At 71.6% G+C, this 26,242-nt stretch carries 26 protein-coding genes and 1 pseudogene; 18 read left to right on the forward strand and 9 right to left on the reverse strand.

Going from position 1 to position 26,242, the window contains the following annotated elements:
- The first annotated feature begins 8 nt into the window (after positions 1-8).
- The 7 genes from ACERM0_RS08535 (at position 9) to ACERM0_RS08565 (ending at position 6,987) form a co-directional block, all read left to right on the forward strand.
- Positions 9-599 carry a TRAP transporter small permease gene (locus ACERM0_RS08535; protein WP_373678152.1) on the forward strand — a complete coding sequence of 197 codons (591 nt, stop codon included), beginning with the start codon at positions 9-11 and terminating at the stop codon, positions 597-599.
- 2 nt (positions 600-601) lie between these two features.
- Positions 602-1,900, forward strand: a complete 1,299-nt coding sequence (locus ACERM0_RS08540; RefSeq protein WP_373678153.1) for a TRAP transporter large permease — start codon at positions 602-604, stop codon at positions 1,898-1,900.
- Between the two features lie 33 nt (positions 1,901-1,933).
- Complete coding sequence (locus ACERM0_RS08545) at positions 1,934-2,821, forward strand: SDR family NAD(P)-dependent oxidoreductase (protein ID WP_373678154.1); 888 nt, start codon at positions 1,934-1,936, stop codon at positions 2,819-2,821.
- 40 nt (positions 2,822-2,861) lie between these two features.
- Positions 2,862-3,323 carry a MaoC family dehydratase gene (locus tag ACERM0_RS08550; protein ID WP_373678155.1) on the forward strand — a complete coding sequence of 154 codons (462 nt, stop codon included), beginning with the start codon at positions 2,862-2,864 and terminating at the stop codon, positions 3,321-3,323.
- 31 nt (positions 3,324-3,354) lie between these two features.
- Positions 3,355-4,218 (forward strand): amidohydrolase family protein, encoded by an 864-nt coding sequence (locus ACERM0_RS08555; protein ID WP_373678426.1) that lies wholly within the window; start codon positions 3,355-3,357, stop codon positions 4,216-4,218.
- Between the two features lie 67 nt (positions 4,219-4,285).
- On the forward strand, positions 4,286-5,824 hold the full coding sequence (locus ACERM0_RS08560; protein ID WP_373678156.1) for a long-chain fatty acid--CoA ligase: 1,539 nt from the start codon (positions 4,286-4,288) through the stop codon (positions 5,822-5,824).
- Positions 5,825-6,207: 383 nt separating this feature from the next.
- Positions 6,208-6,987, forward strand: a complete 780-nt coding sequence (locus tag ACERM0_RS08565; RefSeq protein WP_373678157.1) for a MerR family transcriptional regulator — start codon at positions 6,208-6,210, stop codon at positions 6,985-6,987.
- Between the two features lie 28 nt (positions 6,988-7,015).
- Here the strand turns inward: ACERM0_RS08565 and ACERM0_RS08570 are convergent.
- From ACERM0_RS08570 to ACERM0_RS08590, 5 genes and pseudogenes are all read right to left on the reverse strand, one after another.
- Positions 7,016-7,096, reverse strand: a pseudogene (locus ACERM0_RS08570) (DUF4287 domain-containing protein); the annotation flags it as partial.
- Positions 7,097-7,547: 451 nt separating this feature from the next.
- Positions 7,548-8,246 carry a hypothetical protein gene (locus tag ACERM0_RS08575; RefSeq protein WP_373678427.1) on the reverse strand — a complete coding sequence of 233 codons (699 nt, stop codon included), beginning with the start codon at positions 8,244-8,246 and terminating at the stop codon, positions 7,548-7,550.
- A gap of 166 nt (positions 8,247-8,412) precedes the next feature.
- A complete protein-coding gene (locus tag ACERM0_RS08580) occupies positions 8,413-9,306 on the reverse strand; it encodes a PaaX family transcriptional regulator C-terminal domain-containing protein (protein ID WP_373678158.1) in 894 nt (297 codons plus the stop codon).
- A gap of 165 nt (positions 9,307-9,471) precedes the next feature.
- Entirely contained in the window at positions 9,472-11,571 is a 2,100-nt protein-coding gene (locus ACERM0_RS08585; RefSeq protein ID WP_373678159.1) for a DUF6351 family protein, read from the reverse strand.
- 321 nt (positions 11,572-11,892) lie between these two features.
- A complete protein-coding gene (locus ACERM0_RS08590) occupies positions 11,893-12,717 on the reverse strand; it encodes an N-acetyltransferase family protein (RefSeq protein ID WP_373678160.1) in 825 nt (274 codons plus the stop codon).
- A gap of 152 nt (positions 12,718-12,869) precedes the next feature.
- Here ACERM0_RS08590 and ACERM0_RS08595 point away from each other — a divergent pair, with 152 nt between their 5' ends.
- The 8 genes from ACERM0_RS08595 to ACERM0_RS08630 are packed head-to-tail and all read left to right on the forward strand — an operon-like array spanning position 12,870 to position 17,112.
- On the forward strand, positions 12,870-13,820 hold the full coding sequence (locus ACERM0_RS08595; RefSeq protein ID WP_373678161.1) for a Phenylacetic acid catabolic protein: 951 nt from the start codon (positions 12,870-12,872) through the stop codon (positions 13,818-13,820).
- On the forward strand, positions 13,817-14,173 hold the full coding sequence (locus ACERM0_RS08600; protein WP_373678162.1) for a metal-sulfur cluster assembly factor: 357 nt from the start codon (positions 13,817-13,819) through the stop codon (positions 14,171-14,173). Before ACERM0_RS08595 ends, ACERM0_RS08600 begins: the two co-directional genes overlap by 4 nt.
- Before the next feature lie 19 nt (positions 14,174-14,192).
- The gene (locus ACERM0_RS08605) at positions 14,193-14,396 is read left to right on the forward strand and encodes a hypothetical protein (RefSeq protein WP_373678163.1); all 204 of its coding nucleotides are present in this window, start codon (positions 14,193-14,195) and stop codon (positions 14,394-14,396) included.
- Between the two features lie 32 nt (positions 14,397-14,428).
- Positions 14,429-14,656 carry a hypothetical protein gene (locus ACERM0_RS08610; protein ID WP_373678164.1) on the forward strand — a complete coding sequence of 76 codons (228 nt, stop codon included), beginning with the start codon at positions 14,429-14,431 and terminating at the stop codon, positions 14,654-14,656.
- Positions 14,653-15,408, forward strand: coding sequence for a Phenylacetic acid catabolic protein (locus tag ACERM0_RS08615; RefSeq protein ID WP_373678165.1), 756 nt, complete (start codon positions 14,653-14,655; stop codon positions 15,406-15,408). The genes ACERM0_RS08610 and ACERM0_RS08615 overlap by 4 nt, the downstream gene beginning before the upstream one ends.
- Positions 15,405-15,551, forward strand: a complete 147-nt coding sequence (locus ACERM0_RS08620; protein WP_373678166.1) for a hypothetical protein — start codon at positions 15,405-15,407, stop codon at positions 15,549-15,551. Before ACERM0_RS08615 ends, ACERM0_RS08620 begins: the two co-directional genes overlap by 4 nt.
- Complete coding sequence (locus ACERM0_RS08625) at positions 15,548-16,321, forward strand: enoyl-CoA hydratase/isomerase family protein (protein ID WP_373678167.1); 774 nt, start codon at positions 15,548-15,550, stop codon at positions 16,319-16,321. The genes ACERM0_RS08620 and ACERM0_RS08625 overlap by 4 nt, the downstream gene beginning before the upstream one ends.
- Positions 16,318-17,112 (forward strand): alpha/beta fold hydrolase, encoded by a 795-nt coding sequence (locus ACERM0_RS08630; RefSeq protein ID WP_373678168.1) that lies wholly within the window; start codon positions 16,318-16,320, stop codon positions 17,110-17,112. Before ACERM0_RS08625 ends, ACERM0_RS08630 begins: the two co-directional genes overlap by 4 nt.
- 21 nt (positions 17,113-17,133) lie before the next feature.
- Here ACERM0_RS08630 and ACERM0_RS08635 read toward each other — a convergent pair whose 3' ends face one another.
- From ACERM0_RS08635 to ACERM0_RS08645, 3 genes are all read right to left on the reverse strand, one after another.
- Positions 17,134-17,754, reverse strand: a complete 621-nt coding sequence (locus tag ACERM0_RS08635; RefSeq protein WP_373678169.1) for a TetR/AcrR family transcriptional regulator — start codon at positions 17,752-17,754, stop codon at positions 17,134-17,136.
- 70 nt (positions 17,755-17,824) lie between these two features.
- Positions 17,825-18,598 (reverse strand): enoyl-CoA hydratase/isomerase family protein, encoded by a 774-nt coding sequence (locus ACERM0_RS08640; protein ID WP_373678170.1) that lies wholly within the window; start codon positions 18,596-18,598, stop codon positions 17,825-17,827.
- Between the two features lie 56 nt (positions 18,599-18,654).
- Positions 18,655-20,100 carry an aldehyde dehydrogenase gene (locus ACERM0_RS08645; RefSeq protein ID WP_373678171.1) on the reverse strand — a complete coding sequence of 482 codons (1,446 nt, stop codon included), beginning with the start codon at positions 20,098-20,100 and terminating at the stop codon, positions 18,655-18,657.
- 315 nt (positions 20,101-20,415) lie between these two features.
- On the opposite strand from ACERM0_RS08645, the gene ACERM0_RS08650 reads away from it, so the two are divergent.
- From ACERM0_RS08650 to ACERM0_RS08660, 3 genes are all read left to right on the forward strand, one after another.
- Positions 20,416-21,246, forward strand: coding sequence for a PaaX family transcriptional regulator C-terminal domain-containing protein (locus ACERM0_RS08650; RefSeq protein WP_373678172.1), 831 nt, complete (start codon positions 20,416-20,418; stop codon positions 21,244-21,246).
- A 110-nt stretch (positions 21,247-21,356) separates the two neighbouring features.
- Positions 21,357-22,925 (forward strand): FAD-dependent monooxygenase, encoded by a 1,569-nt coding sequence (locus ACERM0_RS08655; protein ID WP_373678173.1) that lies wholly within the window; start codon positions 21,357-21,359, stop codon positions 22,923-22,925.
- Positions 22,922-25,003, forward strand: a complete 2,082-nt coding sequence (locus ACERM0_RS08660; protein WP_373678174.1) for an acetate--CoA ligase family protein — start codon at positions 22,922-22,924, stop codon at positions 25,001-25,003. The genes ACERM0_RS08655 and ACERM0_RS08660 overlap by 4 nt, the downstream gene beginning before the upstream one ends.
- On the opposite strand, the gene ACERM0_RS08665 is transcribed toward ACERM0_RS08660, so the two are convergent.
- A complete protein-coding gene (locus ACERM0_RS08665) occupies positions 24,975-26,198 on the reverse strand; it encodes a benzoate/H(+) symporter BenE family transporter (RefSeq protein ID WP_373678175.1) in 1,224 nt (407 codons plus the stop codon). The genes ACERM0_RS08660 and ACERM0_RS08665 overlap by 29 nt on opposite strands.
- Between the last annotated feature and the right edge of the window lie 44 nt (positions 26,199-26,242).

The following is a 26,242-nucleotide window of genomic DNA, read 5'->3' on the forward strand; positions in this document are numbered from 1 at the left end:
CCCGCACCATGGCTGACAACCCCGATCCCGGCGGCGACCCGGCGGCAGCAGCGGCTGCCGCCGGCGCCCCCACCGGCGTGACGCTGCAGGAGCTGCGGCGTCAGCAGGGTGACCGGCTCGGCCGTGGGCTGGCCCGCGTCAACGCGGTGCTCCACGTGGCGGCCAGTGCGACCATGCTGGCGCTGCTGGCCTGGACGGTGACCGACATCATCGGCCGGGCCTTCCTCAACCGACCGTTGCGCGGCACCGTCGAACTGACCGAGCTCGCCGTCGTCGTCCTGGTCTACCTCGGACTCGCCCGCGTGGAGAACCAGGACGCCCACATCTCGGTGGACCTGTTCTACGTGCGGTTCGGCCGTCGCGGTCAACTCGTGTTGCGCACGATCGCGGGCGCCTTCAGCCTGGCCGTGGTCGCGGTCATGACCTGGCGGCTGTACGTCTACGCGGGGTCCCTGAGCGCCGGCGGCTACACCACCGGCATCCTGCGGGTGCCGTTGTTCCCGGTGGCGATGCTGGGCGTCGCCGGCGCCGCGATGTTCGGCCTGGCGATCCTGACGAACCTGCTCGTCGTCGTCCGTGCCCTCGTGCGGGGCCGTTGAGCATGGCCACGGAGCTCATCGGCCTCATCGGCTTCCTGGTCATGCTGCTGCTGATCGCGCTGCGCGTGCCCGTCGCTCTCGCGATGATCGGCGTGGCCGTCGTCGGCTACGCGTACATCGTCACGCCCGACGCCGCCCTGGCGCGGCTGGGCGCCGACGCCTTCCGGGGGGCGTCGCTCTACAGCCTGTCCGTCATCCCGTTCTTCATCCTGATGGGCATGCTGCTGGCGAACGCCAACCTCGGCCGCGACGTCTACGTGGCGCTCGACCGCTTCCTCTGGCGTGTGCGCGGCGGCCTGTCGGTGGCGACGATCGCGGCCTCGACGCTGTTCGCGTCCGTCAGCGGCTCGAGCATCGCGTCGGCATCGACGATGTCGCGCGTCGCCGTGCCGGAGATGCAACGGCACGGCTACGACGACGGGCTGTCGGCGGCATCGGCGGCCGTCGGCGGGACCCTCGGTTCGCTCATCCCTCCCAGCGCGCTGCTCGTGCTGTACGGCGTGCTGACCGCCGAGCCGATCGGGCAGGTCCTGATGGCGGGCCTGCTGCCCGGCCTGATGACGGCGCTGATCCTCATGCTCACCGCCTGGGTACTCGTCCGCCGGCGTCCCGCGCTGGCGCCGACGAAGACCGCACCGCCGAAGGTGTCGGTCGGCGGCGCGATCCGGCTGGTGTGGGCGGTGCCGGTGATCTTCGCCATCAGCATGGGTGGCCTGTACCTCGGCGTGTTCACGCCGACGGAGTCGGGCGCGGCCGGCGCCTTCCTGGCACTCGTGTACGGGGTGCTCACGCGCCGGCTGACGATGCGTCGCTTCTACGCGGCGGTCAGTGACACGATCAAGGTCAGCGCACAGATCTTCCTGCTGATGATCGCCGGTCAGGTCTTCGGCTTCTTCCTCGCGGTCACCCGCATCCCGATGTGGCTCGGGCGCACCATCAGCGAGATCGACCTGACGCCGTGGCTGGTGGTCGCGCTCATCTTCGGGATCTACTTCGCCCTGGGCGCGATCATGGACGAGATCGCCATCCTCGTCATCATGACGCCGATGATGTACCCCGTCGTCATCGACCTCGGCTACGACGGCGTGTGGTTCGGCGTCCTCACCATGATGATGCTGCTGACCGGCCTGCTCACGCCGCCGATCGGGTTGATCACCTTCGTGGTGTCCGGCCTCACGGGCATCTCCCTGAGCAAGGTCTTCCGCGGCCTGACGCCGTTCTGGCTCGCGCTGTGCGCCGCCATCCTGCTCGTCATCACCTTCCCGGCCATCGCGACGTGGCTGCCCGAACTCATGCGTTGACCCCCGTCCTCGACCCGAAGAGAAGGAAGCACCGTGACGTCACTCGACCTCCAGGACCGCGTCGTGATCGTGACCGGCGCGGGCGGCGGCCTCGGTCGCAGCCACGCGCTGTCGCTCGCGCAGCGGGGCGCACGCGTCGTGGTCAACGACCTCGCGGCCGGTGACGCCGACGGCCCGTCCGCCGCAGGGGTGGTGAAGGAGATCGAGTCCGGCGGGGGATCGGCCATCGCCGTCGAGGCCTCCGTGGCCGAGCGTGCCTCGGCGGCGTCGGTCGTCGAGCAGGCGCTGGACGCGTTCGGGCAGGTCGACGGCCTGGTGAACAACGCCGGGATCCTGCGCGACCGTTCGTTCGCCAAGATGACCGAGCAGGAGGTGCGTGAGGTCCTCGAGGTGCATCTGATGGGCGCCTTCCACCTCACCAGCGCCGTGTGGCCCCACTTCAAGGAGCAGGGCTTCGGCCGGATCGTCAACACCACCTCGCCGGCCGGGCTGTTCGGCAACTTCGGACAGGCCAACTACGCGGCGGCGAAGATGGGCCTGGTCGGCCTGACGAGGACGCTCGCGATCGAAGGCGCCCGCGCCGGCATCAACGTCAACGTGGTCGCGCCGCTCGCGGCGTCACGGATGACGGAGGCCATCCTGCCGCCCGAGGCCCTCGCGAAGCTCGATCCGGACCTGGTGGCCCCGCTGGTCACCTACCTGTGCTCGCCCGCCTGCACGCACACCGGTGGCGTGTTCACCGCCGGCGGGGGCTTCGTCGGACGGGTCGCGGTGACGCAGGGGCCAGGTGTGGTCTTCGACCGGGACCTGACGCCCGAGGACCTCGCCGACAAGTGGGACGAGGTGGTGCGCATGGACGGGGCCGTGGAGTTCGACGGCGGTGCCGCCGCGCAGGGCGACTGGGTCCTGGGCCGCATCTGACCGATCACGCGACGAAGACACGACAGCGACAGGAGTGACCATGGCCGAGGCGCGAATCGTCGAAGGCATCGAGGGGCTGCGCGCCCTGGTGGGACAGGAGATCGGCGCCACCGACTGGATGGAGGTGACGCAGGCGCAGGTCGACCAGTTCGCGGACGCGACCGGCGACCACCAGTGGATCCACGTCGACGTCGAGCGGGCCGCCGAGGGTCCCTTCGGCGGCACGATCGCCCACGGCTTCCTCACGCTCGCCCTGATCCCGCGGGTCCTGACCAGCGTCGTCGACGTCCGCGGTTTCTCCATGGTGGTCAACTACGGCCTCGACAAGGTGCGCTTCCCGGCGCCGCTGCCGGTGGGCGCGAAGCTGCGCGGCGTGGTGACCGTCGACGAGGTCACGGAGGTCGGGACCGGCGTGCAGGTCGCGTTCACCATCGCGTTCGAGATCGACGGCGCCGACAAGCCGGCCTGCGTCGCCCGCTTCCTCGAGCGGCGGTTCGTGTGACACCCACCCCTGCGGAGGCACCGTGACCACGCTGGACCTCGATGCCCTCGTCGCGATCGACGTGCACACCCACGCCGAGATCTCCGACGACGGCCATCCTTCGCTGAGCCCGGAATTGGAAGCCGGGAAGGCGGCCTACTTCAAGGCCGGCGTCCCGCAGCCCACCATCGACGAACTCGCCGCCCACTACCGCCAACGCCGCATCGCCGCGGTCGTGTTCACCGTGGACGCGCAGGCGGCGACGGGCCACCCGCCGATCCCCAACGAGGAGGTGGCCGCCGGCTGCGCCCGACACCCCGACGTGCTGATCCCGTTCGCGAGCCTGGATCCGCATCGCGGCCGGGCGGCGGTCGTGCAGGCCCGTCGGCTCGTGGAAGAGCACGGCGTGCGGGGTTTCAAGTTCCACCCGTCGCTGCAGGCCTTCTGGCCGAGCGACCGCATGGCCTACCCGCTGTACGAGGCGATCGCCGAGTTGGGCGTGCCGGCGCTGTTCCACTCCGGCCAGACCGGCATCGGGGCCGGTCTGCCGGGCGGCGGCGGGATCCGCCTGAAGTACTCCAACCCGATGGAGCTCGACGACGTCGCGGTCGATTTCCCGGAGCTCACCATCATCTGTGCCCACCCGTCGGTGCCCTGGCAGGACGAGGCACTCGCCGTGGCCACGCACAAGCCGAACGTCTACATCGACCTCTCCGGGTGGTCGCCGAAGTACTTCCCACCGCAGCTGGTCCGTCAGGCCAACTCGCTGCTCAGGCACAAGGTGCTGTTCGGCTCCGACTACCCCGTCATCACGCCCGACCGGTGGCTCGCGGACTTCGAGCAGTTGGACCTGAAGCCGGAAGTTCGCCCGCTGATCCTGAAGGACAATGCGATCCGGGCCCTGGGCTTGACGTGATGACGTCGTCGGCCCGCCACGCGGCCGATCCGCGGTGCGGGCGACCGGGGGGTGAGGGAGCGAACAGATGCGCAATCAAGGGCTGGGTTCGTGGCCGCGGCGGCGCGCACGCATCGGCGCCGACGACGTGGCCATCGTGCACGACGACGAGGGCTTGACCTACGGCGACCTGGACCGGCGCGTCCGGCGACTGGCCAACGCGCTGGCCTCGTCGGGGGTCGCCAGAGGTGACCGGGTCGCCTACCTCGGGCCCAATCATCCGGCTTTCGTGGAGACGTTGTTCGCCGCCGGCCTGCTCGGGGCCGTCTTCGTGCCGCTCAACACGCGACTGGCGCCCCGTGAGCTGGCCTACATGCTGCGCGACGCGCAGGTGCACACGCTGGTGACCGACGCCCGGTTGGACGACCTCACCCGGCCGCTGTTGGCGCAGGCACCCGTCGCGCACCACCTCGTCGTCGGTGCCGCGACGCCGGACGCGCGCGACTTCGAGGCCGCGCTGGCCGGCGGTCATGACGCCGTCGTCGACGAACCGGTCACCCTCGACGACCTCGCCATGATCATGTACACGTCGGGCACGACGGGCGAGCCGAAGGGCGTGATGCTCACCCACGGCAACCTCGCATGGAACACGTACAACGTCCTCATCGACGTCGACGTCTCCACCGACGAGGTGACGCTGGTCAGCGCGCCGCTGTTCCACACCGCGGCGCTCAACCAGACCTTCCTGCCCACCTTCGTCAAGGGGGGTACCAGCGTCCTGGTGGGGGCGTTCGACCCGGCCGCGACGCTGGACCTCATCGCCCGCCACCGGGTCACCTGGATGTTCGGCGTCCCCGCGATGTTCCAGGCCCTGACCCGGGTGCCGGGATGGGAGGACGCCGACCTGTCGTCGGTGCGGGCGGTCGAGGCCGGCGGTGCGCCCGTCCCCGAGGAGCTCATCCGCACCTACCAGGCCCGCGGCCTGACCTTCATGCAGGGCTACGGTATGACGGAAGCCTCCCCCGGGGTGCTGTTCCTGCGCGCCAAGGACAGCCTGCGCAAGGTGGGCTCCGCCGGGACACCGTGCTTCTTCGTGGACGTGGACGTGGTCGACGCCGAGGGCCGGTCGACCGCGCCGGGCGAGACCGGCGAGGTCCTGGTCCAGGGCCCCAACGTGATGGTCGGGTACTGGAACAAGCCCGACGCGACCGCCGTCGCCCTCGACGATGAGGGCTGGTTCCGATCCGGGGACGCGGCGGTACGCGACGACGAGGGGTACCTCGCCATCGTCGACCGCATGAAGGACATGTTCATCTCGGGTGGTGAGAACGTCTATCCCGCCGAGGTGGAGAACGCCCTGTACGAACACCCGGCCGTCGGCGAGGTGGCGGTCGTCGGCGTGCCCGACGACCGGTGGGGCGAAGTCGGCCGGGCCTACGTGGTGCTGCGCGAGGGGCACTCGCTGGACCTGCCCGAGCTCGAGCGCTACCTGGACGGTCGGTTGGCGCGCTACAAGATCCCGAAGTCGTTGGTGACGGTCGACGCGCTGCCCCGCAACGCCAGCGGCAAACTGCTGAAGAAGGAACTTCGCACGACGGTCACGGACGCCGACGTGTCCCGGTCCTGAGCTCGCCCGCGAATGCTGGCGATGAACTCCACCAGTCGGTCGGCCGTGGGTGGTGGTTGCAGCTCGGGCGGCGACTCATGCCGTTCGTGGCAGCGCCGACGACCGCCGCGGCGCTTGAACCGCCTGGCTCGTCCACCAGACCTCCGAGGGCGCTCTGCAGCGCCTCCTCCACGGTGCAGGGGCTCGTTCGGGGAGGCATTGATGACGTTCGTGCCGATCCCGGCGGCATCAGTAGCTGATGGACATCTCGAGCCGGCAGGAGTGCTGGTCGGTCACCGGACCCGGTGCAGCGCGCGCTGCGCCCGCCTTGGCTCGCCGGTGCTTGCTCCTGACGCGGCGTGAGGTCATAGGGTCGATCGAGCCGCGACGTGGGAGGTCCTCGGGTGGCAGCACATCGCATCGGTGAACTCGCCGAGGCTGCTGGGCTGACGGTCCGCACGCTGCACTACTACGAGGAGATCGGGCTCCTCGTCGCCTCCGACCGCACCGAAGCCGGTCATCGGTTGTACAGCCAGGCTGACCTCGAGCGTCTGTACCGGATCCGGTTGTTGCGACGGTTCGGACTGGCACTGGACGAGATCGGCAGAGCGCTGGATGACCCGGCATGGAGCTTGCGAGCCGCGATGAGTCGCCACCTCGGTGCGGTCGAGGAGCAGCTCCGAGCGGCCACCCGTCTGCGTGACCGCCTGGTCCGCGTGGTCGGCTCCGACGGCGCCGACGCCCCCCTCGATGCTGAGATGCTGGGACTCCTGGAGGAGATGACCATGTTCGCCACGACCATGCAGCGACGGATCTCGTTCCTGGTCTACCGGGACCTCGAGGCTGCCTACGGCTTCCTGGCCGAGGTGTTCGGGCTGGGGCCTGGCAGGCTCGATCGCACCGCCGAGGGCCGGGCCGTCCACGGCGAGGTCCATGCCGGCGACGGTGTGATCTGGCTCCACGGCGAGGACCCCGACTTCGGGCTGGCCTCGCCGGCGACGATCGGCGCGGCAACCTCGGGGGTCGCTGTCTTGGTCGATGACGTCGACGCGCACTGCGAGCGCACGCGAGCGGCCGGCGCCACGATCGTCCAGGAACCGGTCGACCAGCCCTATGGCTACCGGATCTACAGTGCCCGCGACAACGAGGGCGGCCTGTGGTCGTTCATGAAGCCCCTCGACTGAGCGGTCGGACGGGGGCGTCAATGCCCTAATCCTCGGCCAGGGCGATGAACTGGCGCGGCGTCAGCCCGGTCTTCTGCTCGATGTCGTCGAGGTATGGCTGGAAGCTCATCCGGTCTCCTGGTCGAGTGCTGCGGCGGGGCCGAGAGTCGACGGTCGACGATGGCGAAACTCGTCGGCGCCAACTGCGCAGTTGGATCGCGACGGCAGTCCTGCTGTCCGGCTGTTCCGGGATCGACGACGGGGCAAGTGAGCGCTTCCGAGCAGACTTCACCGCCTGCATGGAAGACCGCGGCGTGCCACTCGAGACCGTGGATGCAGCCGTCACGCGCAACGGCGAACTCTAGATGCGTGGCTACAGCCACGACGGCGAGGAGGAAGGTGCAAGCGACCACGGCACCGACTGCGAGAACCTCCTTCTCCGCCGGCACGGGCTGACGCCCGGCTGAGCTCGGTGGTACGCCGGAAACCCGGCCGTGCGCGGCAGCGGGTGGACGTGCGCTTCGGCGCGGACGTCGCCATGCCAGAACACCGGGCCATCCCCCAGGACCACGGCCGTCGGCTCAGTGCGGCTGCGCCTCGGCGAACAGGAGGTCGGGCATCGGTTCGTCGACCCCTTCGATGCGTACGTCGTCCGTCCAGCCTGACCGGTCGCCTCCGAGTTGCTCGACGTACACGCACACGCCGGTCGCCAGGTCGAGCCGAACGAGATGCGCAGCCGCGAACTCGAACGAGGGCTCCTGCGTGCCAGGCCTCGGTCCACCCTCCTCCGCGAACCGACGCTCGCTCACCGCCGACAACAGCAGCGCACAACACGAGCAGCGCGGCGCGTACCCCGAGGCTGGGCGCACGATCGCCTCCCACGCCGCCCGTCCGTGATGCTCCACCATGCGCAGTCCCTCGAGCGTCGTACCGGGGCACCCGTCGTCGCCGTCGGCGAGCTCGACCGGATCGAGCATCGCCACCCACGCATAGTCCTGGAACATCGGATCGTCGTAGTCCACGTCCCAGTCGGACGGACGCTCGCGGACCAACCCGTCTGCACCGAACACCGGTGTCACCGAGGAGGGCCGGCGTAGCGGCAGCTCGCGCCCGCCGTCGGGCGTCAGCAGCGCGACGGTCCGTGGGGCGGACCCGAGCTCGGTCTGCAGGAGGTGGCCGTCGAGGTCCTCGACCCGTAGTGCGTCGGGGCGGCGCAGCCAGGCCCGCACGTCCGCGCCGAACTGGTCACGCTCCGGTCGGCGCGTGCGCACGAACCGCATGCTGGACCAGCGCCACGGTGAAGACCGTGCCAGTGCCCGAAAGCGTTCCGCGGTGACGTCCATCCGACAGCGACGATAGCCCTGGCACGCCGACGGAGCCGGTCGGGCGGACCCTGACGTCGCCCGGTGGACACGCGATCGACCTGGTGCCCGAGGTTCGGTGCCCTCAGCCGTCGCCGCGCACGAACTGCTCGAACCGGTCGGCCGCGGGACGAGCCAGGGCGGCGTACGTGGCGAGGAAGACCTGCCGTGCGCGGCTGCGTGGGAAGCCGTCGGGAAGGAAGGTCGCCGGCAGGTCCGGATCGTCGCGTACGAGCCGCCGCCAATCGTCCACCAGTTCCGTGCGCTGCACCAGTGCCTCGTCGGGCGCGACGGCGCCGGTACGGGCCCGCTCGTGCAGCGGCTGGTAGCGGTGCAGGTAGGTCTGGTAGGCGTCGGCCAGAACGTCCAGCTGCCATGCCTGGCGGAGGCGGGCGAGCCCGTCGGGGAGCAACTCCACGTCCCGGCTGCGCAGCACCATGGCGTCGGTGATCTCGAGCTCGCTCAGCTGCTCGCGCACGGCGTCGACCCGGTCGTGCGGGGTCACCCAGGTGCCGTCGTACACGGGCCAGAACGTCAACCACCGCAGTCGCGCGCGCAGCAGCCGTCGTAGATCGCCGTCGTCCACGGGCAGCGAGAACGCGATGAGCGTCCACGTGCCGTCCCAGTCCTCGCCGTCGTCGAGGGCGAAGATGCGCTCGCCGCCACGTCGTAGGAGCCGCATGGTGTGGTCGCTCGGCGCGTAGCTGGTCCGCCGTCCGTGCTTGAACCGCACCAGCATGCCCCGTTGGGTGAGCCGGCTGAGGGTGGCTCGCGCGTTGGCCGGTGCGATCCCGAAGGCCTCCAGGACCCGCACGAGCCCGGCGGAGGGCAACGGCTCGCGCCCGGTCTGCCAGTAGTCACCGAGCAACGTGACCAGGAGACGCTGCGCTCGCGCACGACCGAGCGCGCGCGGCTGGCCAGGTGCCGCCCCGGCCGGGACGTCCTCCTCGACCGCCACCGCGTCGATGAGCTCCGTCATGTCACTCCCCATCACTCAGGTCGAAGGCGAAACCACGGTGGCGAAACGACCCGAGCATCCTCCCGCAGGGCAGGAAAGCCACCTGTGACCGTATCACGACGCCTGAACACGCCGCTGCATTGGGTCAGGTGAGGGGCGCCGCGACCGGCGCCCCTCACCCTCGGATCAGAAGCGCAACCAGGTGTCCGTCAGCGGGACCTGACCGACGCCGGGCCTCGACCAGTCACAGACACCGTCGGGGAACACGGCCTGGAGCCGGCTCCACTGCTCGTCGGTGAACTCGACCGCGTAGGCCGAACGGTCCAGCGCCTGGAGCTCGCACTTCAGCACCGCGCTGGTGGTCGGCCCGCCGGCGACCACCCGCGGATTCGCGTGGAACGGGAACAGCTGGTTGCACGCGGCGTCGGGATCGAGCGTCAGCTCCTCGTCGATCCGGGTGCCGTCGCTGGCGACACAGTGGTCCGCGAGCCCGTCGGGCCGTGACTGCCGCGTCAGCGTGATGCCGTCGAGGTCGGGGCGCTCGGCCGCCAGCGCGGTGCGCGCCGTCAGCCAGGCATCCATGCTGGCCAGGGCCGCCTCGCGCGCCTCGTTCGCGCGCTGACCCGAGGCCGCCGTCACACTGACGTGGTTGTCGGCGTGACCGTTGGCCTCCAGCAGCCGCTCACGCATCGTCCAGGAGCGGAAACGGTCGTGGAAGTCGCCAGCCAGGTCGGTGTAGCCGCGGGTTTCCACGATCGGTGTCCAGGCCAGGCCGCCGTCGAACTGGTTGACCCGTCCGGTCTCGTACGCGATCCGCACCGCCTCCTCGTCGGCCGACGTGCGGTGCGGCGTCCGGTTGCCCTCGACGTCCAGGCCACCGATGGCCTCGTTCAGGGCGACGAACTGCTCCGGCGTGATGGTGCCGTCGTCCAGCGTCCGCAGGCCGTACTGGACGCCCACGGTGTCCGGGACGATCGGGCGACCGAACCCCGTGTCCGGGTCGACCCCGTAGACGTTGGAGACGAAGTCCGCGATGGCGCAGCGGATCCCGTCCGGGTTCCCGGTCGGGTGGTAGCGGTCGGCCGGCGGGATGTGGCCCGGACAACTCGCGGGCCAGTCCACGCTGTCGAAGAACTGGTAGCCGAAACACGTGAATGCCGCGGCGAAACCGCTGACGGCCGTCTGCTGCGCCGAGGAGAGCCCCGCGGCCGAGGCCGCCTGCGTGAGGAAACGGCATTCGTGCCCGCTGACGGTGGTCGAGCGCTCGTCGGGGTAGCCGATCTCACCGATGACGCCGTCCAGGATGCCGGGGTAGGCGTTCGCGATGAGCAACTGCTGCATGGTCCCGGCGGAGCCGCCCGAGCCCATGGTGAACACGGGCGGGCCGTAGGTCTCGGTGAAGTGTTCCTTGACCATCATCGCCGTCTCGGCCGACGTCACGTCGTTGCAGTTGTTGGCGAAGACGTTGAAGGTCGCACTGGCGACGGCGTAGCCCTGGCGCAGCAGCAGGTCGTTCTCCACCCCGCCGGTGCTGGTCGCCTGCGTGTGCCCGATGCCGCAGGCCCCACCGAAGGTGTAGACCAGGCGTCCGTTCCAGCCGGGCGTCGTGGTCCACGGATCGGGCAACGGCGTTCCCGGCTCGTGCAGGATCATGGTCTCGTAGACCGCGCGGTTGATCGTGCCGCGCTCGCGGCGGACGACGTAGGGCACCGTCTCGCCGGTCGACGTGGTCGTCGTGGCGAGGTCGTCCGGCGTCGAGCCGTCATCGGGCCAGTTCGCCCAGCTGTTGGTCGTGGTGCGGTAGCGGTAGGTGACCCGGGGTTCCTCGACGTGACAGTGCTCGTCGACCGGCCCGAGGTTCCACGGGCTGCCGGACGCGGTGCAGTACAGGCGGATGTGTGGTCCGGAGAACACCGGACCGTGGGCCGGGTGGTTCACCAGCGTGAGCTCCGCCTGGGGGCGGCCCCGACCCTCGCCGTTCGCACGCACCTCGAGGTGGTTCTCGCCGAGGGCGAGGCCGTCGACCAGCCCGAGGAGGGTGCGACCGTCGCCGACCGGCTCGAAGGCGGACCGCACGTCGCGTCCGTCGACCGTGATCCGGACCTGATGGACCGGGACGGTGCGCGGCACGACGACCTGCACGAGGGCGTCGCCGCCGGTGACGGTGTCGGCGCGCCCGGCGGGTACCTCGACCGTGAACTGCTTGTCGGGCTGGGACATGGCGGCTGGCGCCGCCGTCGACGCGGCCGCTGGTGCCGCGCCGACCAGCCCCAGTGCCACGCTCATGATGAGTGCGCGAGTTCGTCGCGCAGAACGGACATGCATCGGGTAGCTCCCTCTCCCCTGCAGCCGACGTGGTGCCTCTCCGGCCCCCACGGCCGTCTGGACGCGACGGCGAACAAAAACAATGCGATTCCGGCTCGCATGTCAATGAAATTGCATTGATTCGCGTGGCCGCTTCGGGCAGACTGGCGCCGGTGCCGCCACTCGGCGATGCCCCTTGCTCGCAGTGCGCCGAGACGCCGTGACGGTCCGGGGAGGCCGGTGCGCACGGACCGGTGCCCCGTGCGTTCCGTGGACGTCCGTGGGCTGGCGTGATCGAGCCGCTCAGGACGTGAGGATGGCGACGACCCGGCGCGGGTCGATGTCGCCGGCATCCTGCTCGGGTACCACGACCGGCACCGGCCCCTTCAGGAGGGTGCGACGCACCGTCTCGCTGGCCCGCCGACCGGCCGGCAGGGCGTGCACGACCACGTCGGCGCCATCCACGAGCGGGCACGATCCGGTGGTGAGCAGCGGACAGGGCTCACCGGGGGTCCGGTCCTCGGGGCCCGGGCACACCGCTACCTGGGCACCAGCCCCACGCACGACCGCCTCGCCGGCCCACCGGCCCCGGGGAGCCTCGACCAGCACGCGCGGCCCCGGGCCGGCGTCCGGCCAGGGTGGCGCGCACGATGCCGTGCCCACCACGATGCCGACGACGCTGTCGTCGGGACGCTCGATGGTCGCCCCGCCACGACGACGCAGCAGCCCCAGCATCGGGGCGTTGCTCTCCAGGACGTCGCCGTACAGGGCGGTGAACCCGGCCGCCGCGGCTCGCCGGCGCAGCTCGCCGAACAGCGCGCGGCCGAGGCCGCCCCGATGCTCGACGTCGACCGACATGGCGAACTCCGCGCTCCCGTCGTCCCGCGGCGCGAAGCCGGCTTCGCCGACGCACCGGGGCCCCGCCTCGCCGTCCGTCATGGCGACGAGCGTCGTGCCACCCCGGGCCGGGAGGGCGAGCCAGGAGTCGAGGTGGCGTTCCAACGCGCGCGAGCCGAAGAACCGTCGGCGTCGGTCGTCGTCCGGAAGGCGCTCCAGGTAGGCCAGCAGGGCCGCGCGGTCGTCGGGTGACGTGGCCCGGACCGTGACCTCGCCGCTGCCGTTGCGCATCGCCGCCTGACCTCCCGGATCTCCTGACTATGCGGTCAGTCTGCGGTCCGGTGACGGCGGTGCGCAGGGCCGATGGACCCGATCCACCGGGGCGGTTGCGCCTGACTGTCCGGTCAGTCATACTTGGGCGTGTCGTCGGGAGAGGAGCCACCGTGACCGGGACCACGAGCGCGCGTCTGAGCGAGGAGCAGGTCCGCGAGCGCATCGCCGCGGGACGGCTGATCGAGGGCCCCGACTACGCCTCGGAGCAGTACCTCAAGGCGCTCGAACGCACCCTGATCGTCTCCGCCGACACGGAGCTGATCAGTGCACCGTCGTACCTGCGCGCCGCCGCCAACGCGCCCGACACCAGCGCCTACATGTCCGTGCTCAGCATCGTCCAGGACGAGGTGGGCCACGCCCACATCGCCTACCGGATGCTGCGGGACATGGGCGTGGACGTCGAGGAACTGGTCTATGGGCGCCAGCCACACGAGTACAAGCACCCCTACGCCTTCGACGTGCCGCTCGACTCCTGGAGCGACATGATCGTCGCGAACGCGTTCTACGACCGCGCGGGGTTCGTGCTCCTCAGCGACGTCTTCGAGCACACCACCTACGCACCGTGGAAGCGGGCGCTGGTCAAGGTCGACCGCGAGGAGACCTTCCACCTGCGCCACGGCGAGCGCTGGATCGCCCGGCTGTCCAAGGACGACGACGCACGCCGCAGAATCCAGGAATCCATCGACTGGATGTTCATCCTGACCCTGGAGTGGTTCGGGCTGCCCGACGACCTCAAGCGCCACGGTGACCAGGTCGGCTACAAGCTCAAGGGACAGACCAACGACCAGCTGCGCCAGACGTGGATGCGTGCCGTCGTCCCGTTCTGCGAGGAACACGGCTACGAGGTGCCGGCCCACCACGACGAGGAGACCGACACCTACGTGATCGACTGCGCGTTCCCCATGGCGTTCGACGCGGAGGCGAAGGCCTGGGACCACGCCAAGGGCCAGATCAGCTGGGACGAGGTCATGCAACGGTGGCGGGCACGTGGCCCTGCGAACCAGGAGTTCGTGCGCAGCATCCAGCGCGGCTACAAGCAACTGCAGGAGCAGTCGGCATGACGGCGCCGACCGCGCTGCCGGTACCGCCGCGGGGCCGCCTCGACGGGTCGGTGGACGAGGAACGCCTCTGGGAGGCCCTGTCCGCCGTGGAGGACCCGGAACTGCCCGTCAGCGTCGTGGACCTCGGCCTCGTGCGGGAACTCGACGTCCGCGACGGGCAGGTGCGCATCGGGCTGACCTACACGTCGCTGGCCTGCCCGTGCGTGGAGATCATCCGCGACGACGTCCGTGACGCGCTCGCGGCGCTGCCCGGTGTCACGGCCGTGACCGTCGACGACGTGCTGGAGCCCTGGTCGCGCGACGACCTGACACCCGCCGCCGTCGAGGCGCTGCGTGTCGTCGCGATCCTCTGACGTCCACCGGGAGAGCGAGATGAGCAGGGTCGAGCCGGACAAGCCGTTCGAGGTCTTCGCACGTCACGACCGTGAGCCGGAACCGCGGCACATCGGGCAGGTGCGCGCCGACCGCCAGCGCGACGCGGTCGTGTTCGCCTACACGCTGTACGACGAGCGCCGCTGGCAGGACATGTTCGTCGTGCCGACCTCTGCCGTGCACCGGCTGATCCGGCCGGCATGACGGCCGGCGGCCGAGGAAGGGAGGCATCGGCCATGACCTATCACCTCTACGTCCGGACGGCGTACGCCGATCCGCTCGAGCGGTTGACGTCGTTCGAGCACGACGGTGTTCCACGGCTGGAGGACCTGCCCGTCGAGGTGGATCCCGCCTGGCTCGAAGCGGTGCTGATCCCCGACGAGGCGATCACGTGGGTGCTGCGCGACGGTGATCTCGTGACCGAGCCCGGGCCGCGTCCCGCCACCGAGGAGGTGCCGGCGTGACCGACGTCAAGGAACTCGACCGGACGACGGCCGACGGGCTGGCGAACCTGCTCGTGGTCGTCGGGGACAACAAGCACTGGATGGCCAAGTGGCTGGCCCAGTGGTCGGTGGGCGCGCCCGGGCTGGAGAGTGCGGTCGCCGCGGCGGCCATTGCGCAGGGCCACTTCGGGCAGGCGCGCGCCCTGTTCCCGTTCGTGCAGCAGTTCCTGTTCGACCATGAGATCGTCGGACCGGAGGAGCGGACCCGCCGGTACCGCGTCAGCGCGCTGGACGAGCCCTTCGGGTCGTGGGCCCAGGCGGTCGTCACGCTGCTGCTGGTCGACACGGGCCTGAACGTCGTGCTGCGGTCCCTGCACGAGACGCAGGACGAGCTCGCGCGCCGCATCGGCCGAGTGCTCGACGAATCGCGGTTCTACCGGGACTTCGCCGCCGGCCGGCTCGCCGACCTCACCACCAACTGGGAGCACGGGCGCGCCCAGGTGGAGCCGCACGTGACCCCGATCCTGGTCGAGATGCTGTGCTGGTTCGGCCCACCCGGTGAGGCCGGGGTGGAGCACCTGGTGGCCAACGACGTGCTGACCCTGGACAACGACGCGATGCGGCAGGCGTTCCTCGACGACGTGGCGCCGACGCTGCTCGAGCTGGACTACCGGTTGCCGGTCGGTGGCGGGCCGGGGGAGTGGACGTGGGAGGAGCTGCCATGGGACCGGTGGAACGCCCTCCAACGCCGCCTGGAGGTATCGAACCCGTGACCTGCCCCTGGTGCGGTTCCGGCGACGTCGGCCAGGTTCGCGACTTCGGGTCGCTGCTGATGACCTCGCAGTGGTTCTGCGAGGCCTGCAAGAGCCCGTTCGAGCGCATCCGGCAGCGCGGAAGCGACACGGGCCCGGCGTGAGCGGCCCGATCCTGCAGGACGACCGGTCCGGGGTGCGCGTGCTCACCCTGCACCGTCCCGAGGCGCGCAACGCCATCGACACGGACACCCAGGACGCGTTGCGGGACGCGCTGGTCGCCGCGGCCCGCGACCAGCAGGTCCGCGCCATCGTCCTGACCGGCACCGACCCGGCCTTCTCCGCCGGCGGCGACCTCAGCCGCTTCGGCTCCGGCGTCGACCCGACCGCCTTCCGCTTCGAGAGCCACGAACTGACCGCCACGGTCGAACTGGTCGAACGCATCGAGAAGCCGGTCGTCGCGGCCCTCAACGGGGTCGCGACCGGGGCCGGCGCCCAACTCGCGCTGGCCTGCGACCTGCGCATCGCCTCCGAGCGGGCCCGGTTCCTGCACCGCGAGTCCTTCCTGGGCCTGCTGCCGGCCCACGGCGGGATCGTGCGCCTGGTCCACCTGGTGGGACTCGCCCGCGCCCGCGACCTCGTGCTCGGGGGACAGGACCTCGACGCCGCAGCCGCCCACCGCGCCGGCCTGGTCACCGAGGTGGTGCCGCACGAACAGCTGCTCGCGCACACGCTCGAGCGCGTGGCCGGGATCCTCCGCCGCAGCCCCGACGCGTACGCGGCGGCGAAGCGGGTGCTCAACCTCGCCCCCTCGCTGCACCTGGCTGCGGGCACCGCCGTCGAGACGCTCGGTCAGAGCCTGCTCGTCACCACCGACGAGCACCTCCGGCGCCTGGAGGCGGCGAGGACGTCGGCGTCGAAGGAGCGCACATGACCGAGACCGCCGCGGCGACCGTCGGCCGCGTCGAGCTGCCCGACGGCGGGATCGAGTACGAGTTCCGGTCCGCGACGCCGCACGGCACCGACCTCGCCCCCCTGGTCCTGCTGCACGAGGGCCTGGGCTGCCTGGAGCTCTGGCGTGGGTTCCCCGCCGCTCTGCACGAGTCCACCGGACGCGCCGTGCTCGTGTACTCCCGGCACGGTTATGGGCGTTCCGCCGTGGTGCACGAGCCCCGGGCCGTCGACTACATGCACCACGAGGCCGACGAGGTGCTGCCGCGACTGCTGCACGAGCTCGACGTCCAGCGCCCGATCCTGGTCGGGCACAGCGACGGGGCCTCCATCGCCCTGCTCCACGCCGGCCGCGACGACGCCGACGTCGAGGCGCTCGTACTGTTCGCTCCACACGTGATCGTCGAAGACGTCTCCATCCACGGCATCGAGGCGGCGCGTCGCGCCTACCTCGACACGGACCTGCCCCGGCGCCTGGCGCGCTACCACGACGATCCCGACGCCACCTTCTGGGGCTGGAACGACATCTGGCTCTCGCCCGAGTTCCGCGCCTGGGACATCACCGACCGTCTGCCGGGCGTGGACGTCCCCGTGCTGGCCGTGCAGGGCACGGACGACGAGTACGGCACCCTGCGCCAAGTCGACCTCATCGAGCAGGGTGTGACCGGTGACGTCCAGCGCGTGGTGCTCGAGCACTGCCGGCACGCACCGCACCTCGACCGGCCCGACGCGACGTTGGCCGCGGTCGCGACCTTCCTCGCCCGCCAGCGCTGACTCCCGCGCCCGGTCGGGCGGTCAGCCGGCGCCGAGCAGGCGGAGCAGGGCGGCGTGGCACTCGTCGCGGTAGCGACCGTGCGTGCCCTGCCAGTCGTCGTCCTGCATCCACTGCAGGAACGTGCCCTCGATCTGGGCACGCATGACGCGGGCGGCACCGTCGACGTCCTCGACGTCGAACACGCCTTCGTCGACACCCCGCTGGATCACCTGCGCGTACAGGTCGTTGATGACGGTCCGCAGCAGCTGGTGCAACTCCTGGTACGCCTCGACGCGGGCGGCGTGCTCCACGAGGTCGAGGTAGAACAGGTTGAAGTCGCGGTTGAGTTGCGGGCTGACGAACACGGCCTGGACCAGCGACCGCAGGGCGTCCCGGGCGTCGGAGGCGTCGGCCGTCCCACGCTGGATGCGCTCGGCGGTGCGCTGCAGGGCCCACCGCATGGTCGCGACCAGCAGGTTGTCCTTGGTCTTGAAGTGGTAGAGCAGCAGACCCTTCGAGACACCGGCCTCCTCGGCGATGTCCTGCAGGGACAGCCGGTGGCTGCCCTGGCGGGCCATCACGCGGTACGTGCAGCGCACCAGTTCGACGGCGCGGGGGGCCAGTGGCGCGTCGTCCAGGACGGCGGTCGGGGAGTCGGTCATCGCTGCGCCTTGCCCGGCGTTGGTTCGCCCGCCGACGGTCGGCGGGCGAACGAAGCGTAACGCCGTGGTGTCACCGCCCTTCGTAGTCGGGGCGACGCTTCTCCAGGAACGCGGCCATGCCTTCGCGCGCGTCGTGCGAGGCGAACAGGGGGGCCAGCTGCTCGAGCTCGACCTGCAGGGCCTCGTGCAGGGGACGGTCGGCGCCCTCGTGCACGGCCCGCTTCGTGGCGGCGATGGCGAGCGGTGCCCCGAAGGCGATGGTGGTGGCGACCTCGCGGACGTGCTCGTCGAGCTGCTCGGCCGGGACCAGCCGGTCCACCATGCCCAGGCGCTCGGCCTCGTCCGGTGTCACCGACGTCCCGGTCGCCATCAGCAGCAGCGCACGGCCCCGACCGATGAGTCTCGGCAGCCGCTGCGTGCCGCCGGTGCCGGGCAGCAGCCCGAGCGTGACCTCGGGCAGGCCGATGCGGTAGCGGCCCTCGGCAGCGATGCGGACGTCGCAGGCGAGGGCGATCTCGTAGCCACCACCGAGGGCGTGGCCGTTGATCGCGGCGATCGACAGCTTCGGGATCGCCGCGAACCGGTCGAACACCCGGTGGGCGAGGCGCACCATGTCGTTGTTGGTGTCTGGGTCGCCGTCGGCGAAGTTCTTCACGTCGGCGCCGGCACTGAAGAACTTGTCGCTCGAGCTGCGGACCACGACGACACGGGCCTCGTCGTCCTCGGCCAACTGGTCGATCGCGGCGCCGAGTTCCTCGACGAAGGCGCGGTCGTAGCTGTTGGCCGGTGGCCGGTCGAGCGTGATCCAGCCGATGCGGTCCTCGGTCTTGGCGGTGACGGCCATGGGCGTCGAACTCCTCGGTCTGCGCTGGGGGACCGGTGTCTGCGGACGGTGGGGCGTCAGTGGAGGCCGCCGACGACGACCGACTTGATCTCGACGTACTCCTCGAGTGCCTCGGCGCCGTGTTCCCGGCCGATCCCGGACATCTTGGTCCCGCCGAACGGCATCTCGTCGTAGCCGTAGTGCATCTGGTTGACCCACGTGATGCCGGTCTCCAGGCCGTTCATGGCCTTGTCGATCGCGCCGGCGTCACGGGTCCAGATCGAGGAGCCGAGCCCGTAGCTGGTGTCGTTGGCGTACTCGATCGCCTGGTCGACGTCGTCGACGCGCCAGATCGGCAGGACCGGGCCGAAGACCTCCTCGGTGGCCAGACGCGCGTCACGTGGCACGTCGACGACCACGGCGGGCTGGAAGAAGTGGCCGCCCGGCGTGTCCTGCGGGACGTCGCCGCCGGTCAGCACCTTGGCGCCACGATCGACCGCGTCCGCCACCTGCTCCTGCAGGACCTCGAGCTGTCGGGCGGTGTGCAGCGGACCGATCCGGAGCTTGGGCTTCTCGGCCGGCTCGTCGCCCTTGCCCGGCTCGTAGCGCTCGACCCGTGACACGAGGCTGTCGACGAACTGGTCGTACAGCTCCGAGACGACGAACGCGCGCTTGGGCGCCAGGCACATCTGACCGCAGTTCCAGTAGCGCCCGATCTGGATCGTCTTCACCGCGGCGTCGAGGTCGGCGTCGGCCAGCACGATGGTGGGGTCGGAGCCGCCGAGCTCCAGACTCACCTTCTTCAGGTCGCGACCGGCGAGCTCGGCGATCCGCTGACCGGTGGAGGTCTGCCCGGTGAAGGCCACGCGTCGGACCAGCGGGTGGGTGACGAGCGCCTCGCCGGTCTCCGCGGCACCGGTGACGACGTTCACGACCCCGTCGGGGACGCCGGCCTCCGTGAGCAGCTCGGCCACCCGGAGCGTCGTCAGCGGGGTCGTCTCGGCCGGCTTGGCGACCATCGTGTTGCCCGCGACCAGCGCCGGGGCGAGCTTGTTCGCCAGCAGCGTGAGCGGGAAGTTCCACGGGATGATCCCCGCGACCACGCCCAGCGGGCGCCGGATCGTCAGGCCGTAGGAGCGACCGAACTGCGAGGGCAGCTCCTGGTAGCCGCCCCGCACCTTCGAGCCGAGCTCACTGTAGAAGCGCAGCCCGTTGACGAAGTGGCTGAACTCGCCCTTCGCCTCCAGGGTCGGCTTGCCCTGCTCACGCACGAGGCTGGCGACGAGCTCGTCGGCGTGCTCCTGCAGTAGGTCGGCCGCCTTGCGCACGATCCCGGCCCGCTTCTGGACGTCGGTGGCCGCCCAGGCGGGGAAGGCGCCCTGCGCGGCCCGTACGGCCCGGTCGACGTCCTCCGGGGTCGCGTCGCGGACGGTCGCGATCTCCTCGAGCGTCGCGGGATCCTGTACCGGCCGGGCGTCGCCGCCGGCCTCGGTCGCGGCGCCGTCGATCCACAGCTGGGTCACGGGGTTCCTCCCGGTTCACGCCGCGGACCGGCGGGCGCGGACGTCTGCCGCCGTGCGGACCGATCGCGGCTCGATGGTCGCTCCCACCCTACCTGACTGACCGGTCAGCCTGTCAAGGGTCGCGAGCGCGTACGAGGGCGGCCGCGGTGCGGAGCGGACGGTGCATCCGGCCGGCAACTGACTGACTGGTCAGACTGGAAGCCGGTCGTGGCTCGATCGGTTCGGCATCCCGGTCGGTGGCAGGGCGTGGCGAAGTAGAGTCGTCGCCCGTCCGGCCCCCGTCCGCGCCGAACCCGTCGAGCAGCCGGAGAGCCCGTGCGTCCTCGCAGCCTCGTCATCGACCTCTACGCCAACTACGCCCGCTACCGCGACGGTGCCGCCAGCGTGCAGTCGCTGGTGGGGCTGCTGCAGCTGTTCGACGTCGGCGAGGAGACGGCCCGCGTGACGCTGTCGCGACTGAAGCGGCAGGGCTGGCTCGCCTCCGAACGGCGGGCCCGGGCGAGCTGGTACTACCTGACCGACCTCGGCTGGCAGGAGCTCGACGAAGGACGCGAGCGGATCTTCACCCGGCACGGCATGGATCCCTGGGACGGCTCCTGGTCGATGGTGATCTACCACGTCCCCGAGCGGGAGCGTCAGGTGCGTCAGTGGCTGCGTACACGCCTGCAGTGGCTGGGTTTCGGTCCCCTCGGACCCGCCACGTGGCTGTGCGCTCACGACCGGCTCCACGAACTCGAGGAAGCGATGGAGGCGGCCGGGATCGAAGCGCAGGTCGACCTGCTGTCGGCGTCGACCGGCAGCCTCGCCCGCGACCGCGAGCTCGCCCGCCGGTGCTGGGACCTCGACGCCGTGGCGGAGGCCTACCAGCGGTTCGTCGCGCGCTACCGCCCGCGGATCGAGGACTACGAACGCGGTGTCTTCGCGGGCGCCGAGGCGCTCGTCGAGCACATTCAGCTCGTCAGCGAGTACCGGCGCTTCCCGTTCGTCGATCCGGACCTGCCCCGGGAGCTGCTGCCGCCGGACTGGATCGGCACGACCGCCCACGCCGTCTTCCTGCAGGGCTACGAGCTGCTGCGGACGCCCGCGATGGCGTACTACGACGCCGAGGTGGAGCGTGCAGGGCGGCGGGCCGACGCCGCCTCCTGAGGCGGGCTACCACCTCGCGAACCTGAACGTTGACAGCACGGTCGTTGTCTGTCACGTTATGTTCGAGCGGGTCGCGGGGCCCGCGGCGTCAGCGGTGGGAGGCCGGAGCAGTGCGTGTCGCGATCGTCGGCGGGGGTCCCGGCGGACTGCTGCTCGGCACCCTGCTCCGCCGCCGGCAACCCGACGCCGAGGTGGTGGTCCTCGAGCGCAACCGCGCGACGGACGCCTTCGGCTTCGGCGTCGTCTTCTCGAATGCGACCCTCGGCGAGATCGACGCCGCCGACCCCGTCCTGCGAAACGCCCTGCTCACGCACGGCCAGCACTGGGACGCCATCGAGGTGCGCGTGCACGGGCAGCGACGGCGCTGCGGCGGCAACGGCATGGCCGCGATCGTGCGCAGCACGCTGCTCCGGCTGCTGCAGGAGCAGGCCCGCGACGAGGGGGTGGAGCTGCGGTTCGAGACCGAGGTCGGCGGTCCCGAGGAGCTCGCCGACTTCGACCTCGTCGTCGCGGCCGACGGTGCGAACAGCCGCCTGCGCGAGGCGCGCCGCGACGTCTTCGACCCGCACTGGGACACGGCCAGCGCCAAGTTCATCTGGCTCGGCACCACCTATCCCTACGACGGGCTCACCTTCGTCCACCAGGACGGCCCGCACGGGGTGTTCGCCGCGCACGCCTATCCGATCACCGACGGCCTGTCGACGTTCATCGTGGAGACCGACGAGGACAGCTGGCGGCGGGCGGGCCTCGACCGCTTCGACGTCACCCAGCCGCCGGGGCCCAGCGACGAGGTCACGCGGCGCTACCTCGAGGAGCTCTTCGCCGAGCAGCTCGATGGCCATCGCCTGATCGGCAACAACTCCCGGTGGGGCAACTTCCGCACCCTGCGCACGGGCCGCTGGAGCGACGGCCGGCTCGTGCTGCTCGGCGACGCCGCGCACACCGCCCACTTCTCGGTCGGCTCGGGCACCAAGATGGCCATGGAGGACGCCATCGTCCTGGCCCGGACCCTCGGCGACCATGCCGGTGACGTTCCAGCCGCCCTCGCGGCCTACGAGGCCGAGCGGCGACCCCGCGTGGAGCACGTCCAGGGCGCGGCGGGCCCCAGCCTGTCGTGGTGGGAGCACTTCGGTCGCTACCACCGGGCGCTCGACGCGACGCAGTTCACGTTCCACTTCCTCTCGCGCAGCATCACCCGGGAGCGCCTGCGGCGCCGGGACCCCGAGTTCGTAGCCGAGGTCGATCACTGGTGGCGCGAGCGCCACGGCGCACCACCGCTGGAGACCCCACTGGAGACGCCCGCCGGGACGGTCCCGCGCCGTCGCGGCCGCCTCGACGCCGCCGGTGGTCGGATCTGCGTCGCCGACCGCGTGCTGCCGCTCGTCGCGCTGGACGGTGACGCCAACGCGCCCCCGGACGCCGCCCGGCACCTTCGCCTGCCCGACGAGGTCGCGGACCGCCGGGCCCTCGAGGAGTGGTTGCGCACCGACCTGCGGGGCTGTCCGTTGCTGGTCGTCGACGGGGGCGACCCGCTGACGCGCACGCTCGTGTCCGAGTGGGCGCGCATGGAAGCGGGCGTGCCGACGGCCCTGGTGACGGACGTCGACGACGACGCCGCGGAGACGCTGGTGCTGTCCGGGCGGGCCGATCTGGTCCTGGGCGCCGGCGGTGCGGCGTGACGCCGCTCTCACGCCTGTTCGACCCGCGTGCCGTCGCCGTGGTCGGGGCGTCGTCGGATCCGGCCAAGCTCGGCTCGGTCATGGCCGCCACGCTGGCGGCTGGCGACCGGCCGGTCGCCGGTGTCAACGCCCGCAACCCGGCTCCGGAGCGGGGCCTGCATCCCACCGTCGCTGCCGCGGGCGCGGCCCTGGGTCGGCCGATCGACCTGGTGGTCTCGTGCGTGCCGGCCGCGGCCACGGCAGGCGTCGTCGCCGACGCGGCCGCGGCGGGAGCGGGGGCCGTGCTGGTGTGCGCCGGCGGCTTCGCCGAGGCCGGTGGGCCGGGGGAGCGCCACCAGCGCGAGCTCGAGGAGGCCGTCGCCCGCACGCGTGTACGCCTGCTCGGACCCAACACCTCCGGCTTCTTCGTCCCGGCCGCCGGCCTGGTCGCGTCGTTCGTGCCGGGGGCCGCCCGGGTCGCTGCCGGCGGCGTGGCGGTCGTCGCCAGCAGCGGGGGCGTCAACCACGCCCTGGCCTTCGGGCTGCACGAGCGTGGCCTCGGCGTGCGGGTCGGGGTCGGCCTGGGGGCGGGGGTGGACGTGACCGCGGCCGACGTCCTGGAGTACCTGGCGGACGACCCGGAGCTGACCGCCGTCGCCCTGCACGTGGAGTCGGTCCGCGACGGACGGCGACTGGCCGACGCCGTGCGGCGGCTGGTCCCACGCGTCCCGGTGGTCGCGCTCGTCGTCGGACGTGGTGACGTCGGCGACTTCGCGGCCTCCCACACCGGGGCGCTCGCGACCTCCTGGCGCACGGCGCGCGCGGCGCTGCGCCAGGCCGGGGCCGTGATGGTCGACGACGACCGCGCGATGCTCGACGCCCTCGCCGTGCTGGCGCGACGGCGGTTGCCCGCCAGCCCCCGTCCGGGCCTGGGGATCGTCACCGCGCAGGCCGGGCCGGGACTGCTCCTGGCCGATGCCGTGCGAGCTGCCGGCGTCGACGTGCCGACCCTGTCCGCTCCCACCCGCGCGGCCCTGTCGCAGCACCTGCCACCGATGACCTACCAGGGCAATCCCGTCGACACGGGACGCCCCACCACCAGCTTCGGCGAGGTGGTCCGCACCGTCGCGGCCGACGAGCGCATCGACGGTGTGGCGGTCTACGCGCTCCTCGAACCGGACGCCTTCGACCTCGCCGCGACCCTGTCCGACCTGCCGGACGGGCTGCCCCTCGCGGTCGGCACCACGGGTGCCCCGACCGACGTGTCTGGCTTCCTGGCCGCCGACGACCACGACCTGCCGCCCGTGTTCCGCACGTCGGCCGCGTTGGCCACGGCGCTGCGCGCGTGGGACGCCGACAGCCGCGGCCGCGCCGAACTGGAGACCGGCACTGCCCCGGCCGTCGTGCCGCCACTGGAGCTGCCGTCACGCCTGGACGAGGACACGGCCAAGACCCTGCTCGAGGGGCTGGGGGTGCGCGTGCCGAGGCGGCGGGTGTGTGTCGACCTGGCGGAGGCGCGTACGGCCCTGGAGCAGTTCGGGACGGTCGCCGTGAAGCTGCTGGACCCGGCCGTGATCCACAAGACCGAGGTCGGCGGCGTCCATCTCGGGATCGACGCGCCGGCCCGTCTGGAGCAGGTCTACGCCGCCCTGTGCGAACGCGGGGCCGAGCGGGTGCTGGTCGAGGAGTTCGCCCCCGACGGCGCCGAACTCCTCGTCGGCGTGCGACGTGACGCGGTGTTCGGGCCCGTCGTCGTGTTGGGCCTCGGCGGCGTCGTCGCCGAGGCGCTGGAACAGGTCAGCGTCCGCCTCGCGCCGCTCACCGCCACCGAGGCGGCGCGGATGCTCGACGAACTGCCCGGTGCGCGCCTGCTCGACGGTTGGCGTGGTGGCCCCGTCCTGCGGCGGGACCGGCTCGTCGAGGTCCTGGTCGTCCTGGCCGGCGCGGTGGCAGCGACTCCGGCGGTCTCCGACCTGGAGATCAACCCGCTGCGGGTGCTGCCGGACGGGGACGTCATGGCGCTCGACGCGGTGGTCCTGCGCCGCGAGGTCCCCCCGGCCTCGACGGTCGTCAGCGACGCTCGGCCAGCAGCGCCCTGACGTCCTCACGCTCCGTGAGCCAGCTGACCGCGAGCCCGAACACCAGCCCCCAGAACGCCGAACCGACGCGCAGCAGCGTCACGTCCGAGAGGGTGACCACGAACGTCGTGAAGGCTCCGAGGCGCCACCTCGCCCCGCTGAACGCCTGCTGGAACGACGCGGTGAGTACCGGCAGGAGCGCCAGCCCGCCGAGCACCGCGATGAAGGTCCCCGGCAGCCGCAGTGCCAGGTCGGTCGCCATCGGTGCGGCCAGCCCGAACACGACCAGCAGCGTGCCGAACACGACGCCGCCGGCCCAGCGGCTCTCGGGCGGCCCCGAGGCGTTGAGGATGCCGTTGACCGGCCCGGTGACGCAGGTGGACACCGCCCCGAAGGGTGCCCCCAGCAGCGAGCCGACACCGCAGGCGGTCGTGAGACGGTCCTCGGGCGGCTCGTAGCCGGCCGTGCGCAGGATGGCGAAGCCCTGCGCGTTCTGGATCGCGACCACGGTGATCGTCAAGGGCACCACCAGCTCCAGCATCGCGCGGGCCGAGAACACCGGGCGCACGAGCACCGGCTGGGCCAGCACGAGGCCCGGCCCACCCCGAAGGAGCGACGGCGCGGTGAGGCCGACCGTGACCAGGCCGGCCACGAGTGCGAGCAGCACCGGGGGCAGGCCCCGGCCGCGGGCGGCGACCACGGCGGTGGCGACCAGGAAGGTCCCCGTCATCGCCGCGGCGAGCAGAGGCGTCCGACCGAACGCGCCGACGACGTCGAGCGCGAAGGGCAGGAAGATCGCCGCCACCATCGCCATGACGAGCGGCAGGGGCACGAACGACATCAGGCGCCGCGCCCAGCCCGTGGTCCCGAGGACGACCAGCAGCGCGCCGGTGGCGAGGAAGGCCCCGACGGCTTCGGCGAACGCCAGGTGAGCCAGGGCCGGGACCAGCAGGGCGGCCCCGGGGATCGTCCACGCGAGCCCGAGCGGCTGCCGCACCCGCAGGCTGAACCAGACCGACAGCGCCCCACCGATCACGTGGGTCGCGAGGACGAGCGAGTTCACGACGTCGCGCTCCAGCCCCGTGGTGGCGGCGACGGACAGCAACACCGCGATCGGACCCGTCACGGCGAAGAGCCAGGCGACGGCGCCGTTGACCAGTGCGTGCGTGCCGATCGGGACGGTGGTCCCTTCCGGCGACGTGCCAGAACCGCTCACGCTGCCTCCATTCGCGCGACCGGCGTATTACATGCCGGTTGACG

The organism is Egicoccus sp. AB-alg2 (assembly GCF_041821065.1).
Classification (GTDB): Bacteria; Actinomycetota; Nitriliruptoria; order Nitriliruptorales; family Nitriliruptoraceae; genus Egicoccus.